Source organism: Streptomyces sp. NPDC018045 (assembly GCF_044327445.1).
GTDB lineage: Bacteria > Actinomycetota > Actinomycetes > Streptomycetales > Streptomycetaceae > Streptomyces.
Window position 1 is genome coordinate 60,065 of sequence record NZ_JBIRFL010000019.1, and the last position, 13,061, is coordinate 73,125.

11 protein-coding genes are annotated in these 13,061 nt (G+C 73.7%); 6 read left to right on the forward strand and 5 right to left on the reverse strand.

Going from position 1 to position 13,061, the window contains the following annotated elements:
• Positions 1-132: 132 nt before the first annotated feature.
• Complete coding sequence (locus ACH4EB_RS29435; protein ID WP_398350949.1) at positions 133-1,089, reverse strand: threonine/serine dehydratase; 957 nt, start codon at positions 1,087-1,089, stop codon at positions 133-135.
• A gap of 298 nt (positions 1,090-1,387) precedes the next feature.
• Here ACH4EB_RS29435 and ACH4EB_RS29440 point away from each other — a divergent pair, with 298 nt between their 5' ends.
• Positions 1,388-2,365: a hypothetical protein gene (locus ACH4EB_RS29440; protein ID WP_398350950.1), complete on the forward strand. Its 978-nt coding sequence runs from the start codon at positions 1,388-1,390 to the stop codon at positions 2,363-2,365.
• A 30-nt stretch (positions 2,366-2,395) separates the two neighbouring features.
• On the opposite strand, the gene ACH4EB_RS29445 is transcribed toward ACH4EB_RS29440, so the two are convergent.
• Positions 2,396-2,698 carry a hypothetical protein gene (locus tag ACH4EB_RS29445; protein WP_398350952.1) on the reverse strand — a complete coding sequence of 101 codons (303 nt, stop codon included), beginning with the start codon at positions 2,696-2,698 and terminating at the stop codon, positions 2,396-2,398.
• Between the two features lie 83 nt (positions 2,699-2,781).
• The gene (locus ACH4EB_RS29450; RefSeq protein WP_398350954.1) at positions 2,782-3,645 is read right to left on the reverse strand and encodes a helix-turn-helix domain-containing protein; all 864 of its coding nucleotides are present in this window, start codon (positions 3,643-3,645) and stop codon (positions 2,782-2,784) included.
• Between the two features lie 414 nt (positions 3,646-4,059).
• Between ACH4EB_RS29450 and ACH4EB_RS29455 the strand changes: the two genes are divergently transcribed.
• From ACH4EB_RS29455 to ACH4EB_RS29465, 3 genes are all read left to right on the forward strand, one after another.
• Complete coding sequence (locus ACH4EB_RS29455; RefSeq protein WP_398350955.1) at positions 4,060-4,251, forward strand: hypothetical protein; 192 nt, start codon at positions 4,060-4,062, stop codon at positions 4,249-4,251.
• The gene (locus ACH4EB_RS29460; protein WP_398350956.1) at positions 4,248-4,460 is read left to right on the forward strand and encodes a hypothetical protein; all 213 of its coding nucleotides are present in this window, start codon (positions 4,248-4,250) and stop codon (positions 4,458-4,460) included. The genes ACH4EB_RS29455 and ACH4EB_RS29460 overlap by 4 nt, the downstream gene beginning before the upstream one ends.
• Before the next feature lie 196 nt (positions 4,461-4,656).
• A complete protein-coding gene (locus ACH4EB_RS29465; protein WP_398350958.1) occupies positions 4,657-6,468 on the forward strand; it encodes an ABC-ATPase domain-containing protein in 1,812 nt (603 codons plus the stop codon).
• A gap of 84 nt (positions 6,469-6,552) precedes the next feature.
• Here the strand turns inward: ACH4EB_RS29465 and ACH4EB_RS29470 are convergent, their stop codons facing one another.
• Complete coding sequence (locus tag ACH4EB_RS29470) at positions 6,553-7,839, reverse strand: amidohydrolase family protein (RefSeq protein ID WP_398351033.1); 1,287 nt, start codon at positions 7,837-7,839, stop codon at positions 6,553-6,555.
• Positions 7,840-8,440: 601 nt separating this feature from the next.
• On the opposite strand from ACH4EB_RS29470, the gene ACH4EB_RS29475 reads away from it, so the two are divergent.
• Together ACH4EB_RS29475 and ACH4EB_RS29480 are read left to right on the forward strand one after the other, a co-directional pair.
• Positions 8,441-9,421 carry a GntR family transcriptional regulator gene (locus ACH4EB_RS29475; RefSeq protein WP_398350959.1) on the forward strand — a complete coding sequence of 327 codons (981 nt, stop codon included), beginning with the start codon at positions 8,441-8,443 and terminating at the stop codon, positions 9,419-9,421.
• Entirely contained in the window at positions 9,418-10,983 is a 1,566-nt protein-coding gene (locus tag ACH4EB_RS29480; RefSeq protein WP_398350961.1) for an MFS transporter, read from the forward strand. Before ACH4EB_RS29475 ends, ACH4EB_RS29480 begins: the two co-directional genes overlap by 4 nt.
• 186 nt (positions 10,984-11,169) lie before the next feature.
• Here ACH4EB_RS29480 and gcl read toward each other — a convergent pair whose 3' ends face one another.
• The gene (gene gcl / locus ACH4EB_RS29485) at positions 11,170-12,948 is read right to left on the reverse strand and encodes a glyoxylate carboligase (RefSeq protein ID WP_398350963.1); all 1,779 of its coding nucleotides are present in this window, start codon (positions 12,946-12,948) and stop codon (positions 11,170-11,172) included.
• Positions 12,949-13,061 lie beyond the last annotated feature (113 nt).

A 13,061-nucleotide genomic window follows, 5' to 3' on the forward strand; every position in this document is an offset into this window, starting at 1 on the left:
GCTGGAGCGAGACGGGCCGGCACGGAACCGCCGCGCCGAAGGCGTGGCCGACGGCAGCCCGAGGCGGGGAGGAGAGTTCCCGCGAGCGGACGGTTCCACGCCGGACTACGTCTGCGAACGCCCCCGAGGCCGTTACCCACCGGGGCGTACCAGGTCGGACGGGTCGGTGTTCGCGCCGCACACGACGACGCACACCCGCTCCCCCGGCGCGGGCCGGTACGCCCCGGTCCTCAGGGCGGCGAAGGCGGCCGCCGTGCCGTGCTCGACCGCCAGCCTGCGGTCGTCCCACAGGCTCCGGCGCGCGGCCAGGATCGCCTCGTCCGGAACCAGGAGCGAGACCGCCTCGGCCCGCCGCGCCCAGTGCAGCGCCATCTCGCTGACGCGGCGCGCGCCCAGCGAGTCCGCGGCGACGGAGTCCACCGGGACATCGACCACCCGGCCCGCCCCGATCGCCGCGTTCAGCGCCCGGCAGTTCTCCGGCTCGACGGCCACGACCCGTACGCCGTGGTGATGCGCGGCCGCGGCGACGCCGCTGAACAGCCCACCGCCGCCGACCGCGACCACGACCGTGTCCAGGCCGGGCAGCGCGGTCCGCAGCTCCTCCAGCAGGGTGCCGGCGCCGGCCGCGATCAGCGGGTGGTCGTACGCGTGCGACCGCAACGCCCCGGTCCGGGCGAGGTGTTCTTCGGACGCCTCCAGCGCGGCGGCGTACTCGGAGCCCACCTGGCGCACGTCGGCGCCGAGCAGCCGCAGCCGGGCGACCTTGACCGGCGGCGCGGTCTCCGGAAGGAACACCGTCGCCCGCACGCCGTGGCGGCCGGCGGCCCAGGCGCAGGCCAGTCCGGCGTTGCCCCCGGAGGCGATGACCACCCCGGCCTCGGGCAGGGTGCCCGCCTCCCGGTGCGCGGCGATGAAGTTCGCCGCGCCGCGGGCCTTGAAGGACCCGGTGTGCTGGGTGAACTCGTAGGCGAGCCAGCCCTCGCCGGGCCCGAAGGCGCCCGGGTCGGCCGGGGCGACGGTGACCGGGCGCACGTCCCCCGCGATCCGGCCGGCCGCCGCCTTCACGTCCTCGTAGCTGATGCTGTTCATGGCGGACCACTCTCCCGGGTCTCCCGGGTCTCCCGGGTCTCCCGGGGTCGAAGCGTCGGACGTCGTGACACGGTGCCGTCCGGCGCGGCGGGCGCGGCCGTCTCCCGGCCGGACCCGACCAGTTGATCACGGGCCGCCTTCCGGGCGCGCCCGCCCCCGGCCCCGGCAAGGGCGAAAGTCCCGTCCCAGCAGGACTTTCCGCCCTTGGCGCACGGGCCGTCCAGAGAAATGATCTTGGTACGCCGAGCCGGTGGCGCGTCCGAGCCGCCGGCCGACCGAAGGAAAGTACCCGCACGTCATGACATTACGTACACCGGCCGTGGCCGCCTCGTCCGCCGCGGTGGCCCTCTGCCTGGGGCTGCTCCAGGCACCCGCCGCCCAGGCCGCCGGCCGGCCGCAGCCGTCCGGCGCCCTGCCGCTGGACAACGTGCTCTGCATCTACAGCACCGAGATCACCGACCACACCACCGGCGGATACGTCTGGGACATCGGCAAGCGGGCCCACGCGCTGTGGAAGAGCGACGACTTCCAGAAGAAGTACGGCGAGCTGTCCTACGCCCAGCAGACGAACAAGCTGCTCTACGAACTCAACGTCAGCCGGCATGTGTTCGGGCATAGCTGGCTCGTGCACTTCAACTCCGGCGGAAAGCTGCACCGGAAGCTCGACAGCGGCGAGGAGGCCCGTTACGACACGTACTCCTTCCAGCCGAACGACCCGGACGGCACCAACGGCGACGGATCGCCGGTCGACGGCATGTCCGTCAACTACACCGGATACGACATCAACGTCCCCGGCAAGCCCCTGGTCGAATGGGACCGGCCGAGCCGCAAGCAGGACCAGGGCCAGGCGTACTCCCCACGCGCCGCGCGCTGCACGGCACTGACCGGCGCGCAGCAGAGCGCTTTCCGGCAGGAGATCCGGCGGCGTGCCGATCTCGCCGAGAAGTACACCCTCCTGCCGAGCTGGAACTACGTCCTGACCGGTGGCTGGGCGGGGACGCCGGCGAAGAACTGCACCACGTTCGCCCTCCAGGTCTGGGACGCGACGATGCGGGACACCCCGGCCGAACGCATCGACGCGCCCGGCGGCTACCCCGCGGCGGACATCAACAAGCTGGGCGGCAAGGTCCCCGGCGACCTGACGCAGAGCGAGTTCTCGGCGTGGATCCCCGCCCTCGCCGGCAAGTGGATCCGGGAGAAGAACGGGGGGCACGACGAGAACGCGGAGGTGCCGCGCTTCGCCGACGACGCGCTCGCCCCGGCCGGCACACGGTAGCCACCCCGGCGCGCCCCGCGGTGGCCCGCGTCAGCTCTGTCGCGGTCCCGGCTGGTCGTCGGCGTCCTGCGCGTTGTTCGCGGCGCGGCGCGCCTCACGCTCCGAGGCCGCCACTTCCTGGTCGACGACCCGCTGCCCGAAATCGTCGCGCGCGTCCGCGCGGTGCCCCCGCCGGCCGGCGGCCTCGTCCCGCAGGTCCGCCCGCCGGTCCCGCTCGTCGGCCCGGCGCTCGCGTCGGTCCGCGGCCTTCTCCCGCTCTGCGTGCTGCTGCTCCCGTTCGGTGGACTGTTGTGCGGCGGTGTCCGGCAGACCGTCCGACGGCGTATCGCCCATGCAGGCAGTATGCGCCGTAGCGGCCCCTGGTGCGGCAGCGGTGTGCCGGCCGGGGGCGTGGGCCGGCCGTTCCGAGGGCCGGGTCAGCGTCCTGCGGCGTCCAGGTAGGCGCCCAACGGCTGGAGCGGCGTCCACAACTGTTCGAAGTAGGCGGCGAAGTAGGACATGTAGGTCGGGTCCTGCACGCTGAAGCCGTTCAGTTTCTGGCGGGCGCCGCCGGAGAAGGCCAGGAAGACGGTGCTGTCGTCGATCAGCGCCATGTTCAGGCCGTCGGCCGCCGCCGTCCACCGCAGCACGTTCGCCTCGTAATTGAGGATGTCACCGGTCTCCTCCCGATGCCGCCGGGCCCAGGCGAGGACGTCCCGGTCGGGTACGCCGTCGGTCTCCGGGACGCCGATGATGCGACGGACGCTGCGCTGGTCCTCGGTGTCCTCGCGCGCCCAGGCCAGGATGTCCGCGAAGTAGTCGGCGGAGGCCTTCGTCGTGTACTGGTCCGGCGGGTAGCGGCGGGTGTACGTCACCCTGATCTCCGACCGCGCCGCCCGGACGCAGCGGGCCGCCGCGGTGTAGAACTCGGGGTTGCTGCGGTACCAGGTCGCGGCGAGCAGCGCGTCGCCGCCGGCGTCCGGCAGCGCCGCGGGGCGCCCGTCCCCGCCCTGGCCGGCCGGGCCCCTGCGCAGCGCGTCGAGGCGGCGCTTGGCGTCCCGCCAGCGGTCCAGCCAGTCGGCCGGCTCCGCCCCGCACGCGGTGACGAAGGCCGAGGTCAGCTCCCAGCTCGGGAAGCGGCGGCCGTTGAGCATCGCCGACACCGAGCTGCGCCCGCACTTCATCTGCAGGGCGAGGCTGGCCTCCGTGGGTTCGAAGCACCGCAGCCGCAGTTCGCGGAGCTGCACCGCGAACGCCTCCACGGGCTCCGGTACGGGTGAGGGCACGGGCCGTTCGGTCAATGGATCATCATCCCCCGGGTGCGCGGTGGCGCCGGTGACACAGAAGTCCCGTGCCTGTCCGTCATTGTCCGCCCGTGCCACCGGCGTTCGCCAGTGTCCGCCCGCGCCGTCGTGGTGCTCAGGAATGCCTGCGCCCGTCTCCCCGCCATGGCCGCAGGTGAGCGCGGGGACGACACTTCCGGTGTACGGGCCGCGCGACGTCGCGCGGCGCACCGGCGGGGAGGAGCACACCATGTGACCTGACCGATGACCTCGGCCGGCCACCTACCGGCCACCACGACCCGGCGGACGGGAACACCCGTACCGCCACCGGCATACGAAGAGGCCGCTCCCTGGTGCTTCTGACGGGAAGCAGGGAACGGCCCTCTGCCGAATTCAGGAGACCCCCGTGTTCTTCACCCACAAGGAGACCTCATGTTCGCCGACTGCAGGATAGCCCTTCGCTGTACGGGCCTCGCCTTCGTGGCGGTGCTCATCGTGGGCGTCACCCTGGTGACGCCCTCCCCCACCGGCTTCCCCGTCCCGCAGGACTCCCTCTGGGTCCTGCTCCTGGCGTCGGCGCTCACGCCGGCCGCCGTGCGGGGCGGAACGAGGTGGGGACGGTGAGCGGGGCGCCGGAGGCGGCGTGCCGCCGGTGCGGGGCGCCGGAGCCGCGCGCCTTCACCACCCCGGTCGTCGACTGCTCCGGCCGGCTGCTGATCGCCACGTCCGTGTTCTGCGCGTGTGGCGGTACCACGCTGGTCGGTCTGCGGCCGGCCCGTACGGTGGACGGGCCGGCGGAGCCCCGGCAGCACTTCCCCTTCACCGTGTACTGACAGGTTCGCCCGGCACCGCCGGGCCGGCCCGGCGACCGGCCGCGGACGGGAGGACCCGGCTGCGGCCGGTCACTCGTCCGCGTGCGACGGTACGGGCCCGGTCTGGGTATCGTCGGCCGTCGGGCCGGTGGAGCACCGGTCCCCGACCGGTGGATCACCGGTGACCGCAAGACGCAACGCGAAAGGTGCAGGCGCTGTGCGACGCCCCCAAGGCCGCGACCACGACCGCGGCCGCGAACACGGCCGGGACCGCGGGCAGGCCCGTGGCCACGGCCGTCCCCAGGACCGGCAGCGGGCCGACCGCCCGCAGGGAACCCGTGACGGGCTGGCCGGGGAGCTGCGCCGGATGGACGGCGCCTCGTACGGCAGGTACAAGGCGCTCCTCGGCTCCTGGTCCATGCCCGGCTTCACCCTGGAGGTGATCCGCGGGCAGTCCGACCCGTACGCGCCGCCCGCGCGGGTCGCCCTGCGCGTACCCGCCGAGGAGGCCGGGTTCCCGGCCGGCCTGTGGGAGTCGCCCGTCCGGCGGCGGGCACTGGCGAGCTATCTGGCGCGCCGGGCCGCCGAGGCGGCGGACCACCGGGCACTGCGGGTGGACGCGGGCGGCCAGGAGGTGCTGGAACGCAGTTCCTGCCTGGTCGACGCGCGGGACGGCTCGGTGACGCTGCGGCTGGGCGTGGATCTGCCGGGACACGGCCGCCGTATCGACGGGCACGCGGCGGAGCACGTCCTGTGCGGTCTGCTGCCGCGGGTCGCCGAGCGCGCGCTGCGGTACGCGGCGCTGGACGCCGACGACGTACGGGCCTTCGCGGACACCGTCGAGGACTCGGTCGCGCTGCGTGCCGCGCTGCCCGGCCTCGGCCTGGTCGGGTTCGTGGCCGACGGCGCGGTGCTGCCGCGGCGCAGCGGCGTGGACGACCGTCCGGCGACCGGCGGCGCGGTCGTCCCGTTCGCCTCCCCCGAGGAGCTGCGGGTCTCGGTGGACCTGCCGCACGCCGGGACGGTCACCGGCATGGGCGTACGCGAAGGTGTCACGCTGATCGTCGGTGGCGGCTTTCACGGCAAGTCGACGCTGCTGCGGGCCCTGGAGACGGGCGTCTGGGACCACGTTCCGGGGGACGGACGCGAGCGGGTGGTGGCGAGGCCGGACACCGTCAAGATCCGTTCCGAGGACGGCCGCCGGGTCGAGCGGGTGGACGTGCACGCCTTCGTCGACCACCTGCCGAGCGGCGCGGACACCACCGACTTCCGTACCGACAACGCCTCCGGCTCCACCTCGCAGGCCGCCTCCCTGTGCGAGGCCGTCGAGGCGGGCGCGCGGGCCCTGCTCATCGACGAGGACACCGCGGCCACCAACCTGATGATCCGCGACGCGCGGATGCAGGCGCTGGTCGCCAAGGAGCGGGAGCCGCTGACGCCGTTCGTGGACCTCGTGCGCTCGCTGCACCGGGACCACGGGGTCTCGACCGTGCTGGTGATGGGCGGGTCCGGCGACTACATGGAGGTCGCGGACCAGGTGATCATGATGGACGCGTACCGGCCGTCCGATGTCACCGAGCGGGCCCGCCGGCTGGCGGCGGTACCGACCGGCCGGACCGCCGAGGCGGACGCCTTCCCCGGTGTCGCGCACCGCCGTCCGGACCCGGGCTCGCTCGACACGTCCGTACGCGGCCGCTCCCGCATCCGCGCGCGCGGCGACGACGGGCTGACCTTCGGCGAGCACGACATCGACCTGCGGGCCGTCGAACAGATCGCGGACGCACGCCAGGTGACCGGCATCGGCCTGGCCCTCGAACTGATGGTGCGCCGCGGGTACGTGGACGGGAAGCGCACCCTGGCCGAGGCGCTGGACCTGCTCGACGGCGACCTGGAGGACGGCGCGCACCCTCTCCTCGCCGTCCGTGACGAGGACTTCGCCCTGCCCCGCCGCCACGAGGTCGCCGCGGCCCTGAACCGCCTGCGTGGCCTGCGGGTGCTGGGCGGGCCGACGGGGGCGGCGGAGGGCTGAAAGGCCGATGGGGGCGGTCGGACTGAGGGGCCTGCGGGGGTGGCGGAGGGCTGAGGGCTGAGGGCCTGGTGCCGTCCGCTCGTGTCACGACGCGGGCGGCACCGGTTCGACGCGGCGGATGCCCGCCCGGAGCACGACCTCCCGCCCCACCTCGGCGGCCCGCCGTACCAGTGCGGGACCGTCCCAGTGGGGCGGCCAGCCGTCCCACAGCCGTAGCCGGCCGCCGACGACGACCGCGCGGATCTGGTCGCGGCCCGCGAGCCGTACCAGCTCCCAGCCCAGGTCCCAGGACGGGGTCAGCTCCGGTACGCCGAGGTCCACGACGAGGAAGTCCGCCGCCTTGCCGACCGCGATCTCGCCGGTGACCCGGCCGAGGCCGAGCGCGTCGGCGCCGCGCGAGGTCGCATGTTCCAGCCACAGCCGTCCGGCGCCGCACACCGAGTCGCCGCACTGCAGGCCGAACGCCAGGCGTTGCGCGGTCTCCGCGGCGTCCACCAGGCGGAATCCGTCGCCGCGGGTGCCGTCGGTGCCGGTGCCGAAGCGCACGCCCATGGCGGCCATCGTCCCGGCCTGCGCGACGCCGTTGCCCTTCCACGCGCTGGCGACGGGGTTGTAGCCGACGGCCGTGCCGGTGTCGGCCAGCAGGCGCAGTTCGCCGGGTGTGAGCAGGGTGGCGTGCGCGCCGAGCGTGTGCGGTCCGAGGGCGCCGACGTGGTGGAGGTGTTCCACCGGGCGCCGGCCGACGCTCTTGAGGGAGCGTTCGACGGAGGCGAGGTGTTCGTTGACGTGCACCTGGAAGACGGCGCCCGCTTCGGCGCACAGCCGTGCCGTGTGCCGCAGCACCCGGGCGTCGGCGGCGTCCTCCGGCACGGGTATCGCCAGCGAGGGGTGGACCAATCGGGTCCCGTCCCAGCGGGCGAGGTGCCGTTCGCCGCCCTTCCCGTCCGAGCACACCTGCCCCAGTACGCAGCGGATTCCGGCCTCCTGGGTGGCCTGGGCCAGGGTCGCGACGTCGACGGGCGCGCGGGTCCCGGCGTCGGCGACGGTGGTGAACCCGCCGCGCAGCGCTTCCAGCGCGGCCAGTTTCGCCGCCAGATAGGCGCTGTCCTCGTCGAGCGCGCGTTCCAGGGGTTCCCAGACCGTCTTGAAGATCTCCGACGGCTGCCCGAACGCCTGCGCCTTGCCGAAGCTCTGCGTCAGGTGGTGGTGCGCGTCCACGAAGCCCGGCATCAGCAGCGCGCGGTCCAGGCGTACCGGGGTCAGGCGACGGTGGGCGTCGATGAGCTTGCGGGCGGGCCCGACCTCCCGGAACACTCCGCCGGCCACGCGTACGGCATGGTCCCTGACCGGTCCTGCGGGCAGCAGGAGCACTTCCGGTACGAGGAGCAGTTCACCGCCTTCGAACTGCTCGGGGCGGAGCGCGGGGGCCCCGGTTGACGCGGCCGGCGCGGGAGCCGCGGCCGACGCGGGGCCCGCCGCCGTGGTCGCCGCCAGCAGGCCGCCCGCCCCGGTCAGCCCGGCCTGCACCAGGAAGGCCCGCCGGCCCGTGCCCTCCTCCTGGCCCGGCTCCACGTCCGCCGCCCGCCCGACCTCGTCCCCGGACCGTTCCCGCCCGTCTTCGTCCCCGGACCGTTCCCGCCCGTCTTCGTCCCCGGGCCGTTCCCGCCCTGCCTGGTTCGCCAACGCGCTCTCCTCCGTGGTCGGTTCCCCGCCGCCCTCGGCCGGGCGGGCCGACGATAAAGGAGCCCTCGACGCGGAACAACCCTTCCGGAATACGGGAGATGATCCGGTCGCGCAGACGCACCATTCCGGGTGGCGGAACCCCCCGGCGCGGCGCGCAAACCCCCACGTCCCAGCGTTACCGCAGGTCAGAGTGGGTGGCGTAACTTCGGGGAAACGTCCGGAGCTTAGGTTGGACGGACGCCCGGCACCGTGTCGCCCGGCGTACCCCGAGCCGAGTTGCGGAGAGCCCATGACCGCGTCGTCCCCCGACCCGACCGCCCCGGCAGGCCCCCGCGCCCGGACCCGCGCGGACCGGGCCCGGCAGGTCGCGGAGGTACTGCGCCGTCAGATCGCCTCCGGCGCCTTTCCCTCCGGCGTCCTGCCGGACGAGCGGAGCCTGATCGCCGACCACGGCGTCTCACGGAACACCGTCCGCGAGGCGCTGGGCGTGCTGCGCGACGAGGGTGCGGTGGAGCGGCGACAGGGCGTGGGGACGGTGGTCCGGCGCCGTACGTACGAGCACACGCTGGAGCGGCTGACCGGGCTGGCCGAGACCCTGTCGGCGTACGGGCGGGTCAGCAACGAGGTACGGGTCGCGGACGTGGTCCGGCCGCCCCGGGAGGTGGCGCGCAAGCTGTGCGTACCGGAGGGCGGGCAGGTGGTGTACATCGAGCGGCTGCGCCGCCTCGGCGAGGCCCCGCTGTCATTGGACCTGACGTATCTGGCCACCGACATCGGACGGCCGCTGCTGGACGCGGACCTGGCGGGCCGGGACCTGTTCAGCCTGATCGAGGAGTCGGTCGGCGGGCCGCTGGGGTCGGCGAGCGTGACCGTGCACGCCGTCAACGCGGACCCCGGCACCTCGGCCCTGCTCGAAACCCCGCCGGGCCAGGCGGTGTTCACCGTCGAGCGGCTGAGCCGACTGCCGGACGGACGCCCCGTGGACCTGGAGTTCCTGCGGATCCGGGGTGACCGGTTGGCATTCCGGGCGGAACTGGACCGGGACGCCGGGGCGCCGGGCGGCCTGCCCTTCGCCCCCGGCCCGGCTGCCGGTACGCCCGGGCGCCCGCCCGGCGACCCCGGCCCGGCTACCGATTCGCCCGCGATCCCACCCGGCGTCCCCGGCCCGACTGCCGCCACACGCTGGAGCCCGCCCGGCGGACCCCGCCCGACTGCCGCCACGTACTGGAGCCCACCCGGCACCTCCGGCCCGACAGGGAACGGCCGATGAAACGCACCGCACCCACCACCCCCACCGGCTCTACTGCCCCCACTGCCCCTACCGGCCCCACCGGCCCCACTCCCCCGCTCACCTCCCGACCGGCCACCGGCCCGAACCGCGTCACCGTCGCGGTGATGTGCCTGTGCGTCACCCTCGTCGTCGGTATGGTCTCCGCCGTCAACCTCGCCATCCCGGCGCTGTCCCGCAGCGCGCTGCACCCCTCCGCCGAGGCGGTGGTGTGGGTGGTGGACGGGTACGTGGTGTTCTTCGCCTGCCTGCTCGTCCCGGCGGGCGCGCTCGCGGACCGGCTGGGCCGCAAGGGCACCCTGCTCGGCGGAATGGCGCTGTTCACGGCGGGGTCCGCGCTGTGCGCCGCCGCGTCCGGCATCGCGGTGGTGATCGCCGGGCGGATGCTCAGCGGCGTCGGCGCCGCCGCGGTGCTCCCGACGACACTGGCCCTGCTGGTCGGGGACGCCGCACCGGAACGCCGGCCTCGGCTGGTGGCGGTGTGGGCGTCGATGACGGGGCTGGCGGCGGTGCTGGGGAACGTCGGAGGCGGCGCGGCCCTCCAGGCCGGTTCCTGGCGGGCGCTGTTCCTGTGCGCCGTCCCGCCGGCGCTGCTGGCCCTCGCCCTGATCGCCGTCTGCACACCGGCCGCCGCACGCCACGCCCGCCCGGTCTCCCCGCTCTCGGCGGCCCTGCTGACGGCCGGTTTCCTGGCCCTGCTGGCAGGCATCGTCTCCGGTCCGGAGGCGGGCTGGCCGAGCGTCCGCACGGTGGGTGGATTCGCCCTCGCGGCCGGCCTACTGACCTGCTGGGTACGGTACGAACTCCGGCGGCCGCACCCGATGCTGGACCCGCGGCTCTTCGCCCTGCCGGTCGTGCGCGCGGGAGCGCTCGGCATGGCGCTGGCCTTCGTCGGCATGTTCGGCCTGTTCTACGTCAACGGCCAGTACCTCCAGTACGTGCAGGGCCACTCGCCGCTGGGGGCGGGCGTACGTCTGCTGCCGATGGCGGCCGCGCTGCTGCTGGCCCCGCGCTGCGCCGTGACACTGGAACGGCGGCTGGGCGGCCGGGCCACCGTGGGAGCGGGCCTGCTGGTCCTGGCGGCGGGGCTGGCCACCGTGTCGACGGTGAGCGCACACACCCCGTACGCCCGCTACGCCACCGGCGCCACGCTGACCGCGGCCGGCTGCGGGCTGGCCACGCCCCTGCTCTCGCACGGCATGATGTCGGCGCTGCCACCGGACCGCGCGGGGACGGGCTCCGGACTCCAGAGCCTGGCCCGCGAGTTGGGCAGCGCACTGGGCATCGCGATCAGCGGCAGCGTCCTGACCGCCCTCTTCACCACGCACCTGCCCCCGGCACTCCACGGCCCGCACCCCCCGACAACCGTGGCCGCGGCAGAACGACAACTGAACACCTCCGGCCCCACGAGCAACGCCCTACGGGATACCGTACTCAACGCCTTCACCGGGTCGCTCGACACCACGATGCTCGTACTGACCGGGGTGGTCATGGTGGGCGGAGCCTTGGTGGTCGTGTGGTACCCGGCCCGCACGCGTACATGAGAGAGCGCCCTGAACCGCACGGCCCGGCACCTCACCGGGCGGTTCCCGTACGGCCTTTGACGAGCCCTTCCCCATGGCTTCCCTCATGACTTCACCCATCAGGAATCCGGTCTTGCCCAGGCCCTCGACGCGGTTGCCGTGCAGGGCGTTCTCGGTGGGGCGGGGGCACGCCCCCGCCCCACTTGATCAGCTCATCGGCACGACGGCGGTCGGCGCGTGGCCGGGCTCGGTGGCCAGGTCCTCGAACTCGTTGACGCTGCCGATGTCGGTGCCGCTCATCGCGATGTTGGTGACCCGCTCCAGGATCGCCTCGACGACCACCGGGACCCGGTGCTCGGCGGCCAGCTTCTTGGCCTCCTCGAAGGCCGGCAGAAGCTGGTCGGGCTCGGTGACGCGGATCGCCTTGCAGCCCAGCCCCTCGGCGACCTTGACGTGGTCCACGCCGTAGACGCCGAGCTCGGGGGTGTTGATGTTCTCGAACTCCAGGGTGACCTGGTAGTCCATGGCGAAGTTGCGCTGCGCCTGGCGGATCAGGCCCAGGTAGGAGTTGTTCACCAGCACGTGCACATACGGGATGTTGTGCTGGGCACCGACCGCCAGTTCCTCCAGCATGAACTGGAAGTCGTAGTCGCCGGAGAGCGCGACCACGCTGCCGCCGGGGTCGGCGGTGGCGACTCCCAGCGCGGCCGGGATGGTCCAGCCCAGCGGCCCGGCCTGGCCGCAGTTGATCCAGTGGCGCGGCTTGTAGACGTGCAGCATCTGGGCGCCGGCGATCTGCGAGAGGCCGATGGTGGTGACGTACCGGGTCTCGGGCCCGAACGCGCGGTTCATCTCCTCGTACACCCGCTGCGGCTTGAGCGGCACGTCGTCGAAGTGCGTACGGCGCTGGAGCGTGGCCCTGCGCTGCTGCGCCGAGGCGGCCCACTCGCCGCGGTCCGGCAGTTCGCCCGCGGCCTTCAGCTCCTTGGCGGCCTCGACGAACAGTTCCAGGGCCGCCTTGGCGTCGGAGGCGATGCCGTAGTCGGGGGCGAAGATCTTGCCGATCTGGGTGGGCTCGATGTCGACGTGCACGAAGGTGCGGCCCTGGGTGTAGACGTCCAGCTTGCCGGTGTGGCGGTTGGCCCAGCGGTTGCCGATGCCGAGGACGAAGTCGGACTCCAGGAAGGTCGCGTTGCCGTAGCGGTGCGAGGTCTGGAGGCCGACCATGCCGGCGTTGAGCCGGTGGTCGTCGGGGATGGTGCCCCAGCCCATCAGGGTCGGGATGACGGGGACGCCGGTCAGCTCGGCGAACTCGACCAGCAGGTCCGAGGCGTCGGCGTTGATGATGCCGCCGCCCGCGACGAGCAGCGGGCGCTCGGCCGCGTTCAGCATGGCGAGGGCCTTGGCGATCTGCTTGCGGGTCGCCTTCGGTCGGTGCACCGGCAGCGGCTCGTACGTCTCCGGGTCGAACTCGATCTCCGTCATCTGCACGTCGATCGGCAGGTCGATCAGGACCGGGCCGGGCCGTCCCGAGCGCATCAGGTGGAACGCCTGCTGGAAGACGCCGGGGACCTGGGCGGCCTCCAGGACGGTGGTCGCGGCCTTGGTGACCGGGGCGGCGATCGAGGTGATGTCGACGGCCTGGAAGTCCTCTTTGTGGATCACCGCGGTCGGCGCCTGGCCGGTGACGCACAGGATCGGGATCGAGTCACCGATGGCCGAGTACAGGCCGGTGATCATGTCGGTGCCGGCCGGGCCGGACGTACCGATGCAGACGCCGATGTTGCCGGGGCTGGCCCGGGTGTAGCCCTCGGCCATGTGGGAGGCGCCCTCGACGTGCCGCGCGAGCGTGTGGTGGATCCCGCCACCGGCCCGCAGCGCCGCATAGAACGGATTGATCGCCGCGCCCGGCACACCGAACGCGTTGGTCACGCCCTCGCGCTTGAGGATCTCCACAGCCGCACGAGCGGCGGTCATTCGAGGCATCGAGTACTCCTGCGTCGGCCGGTCGGGATCGCGCTCCGGCCCGGGGGCGGAAGCGTGAGCTGCACTGTTCCTGTATTCCGTATTACGGAATCCACGTTTTACACTGCGGAAGT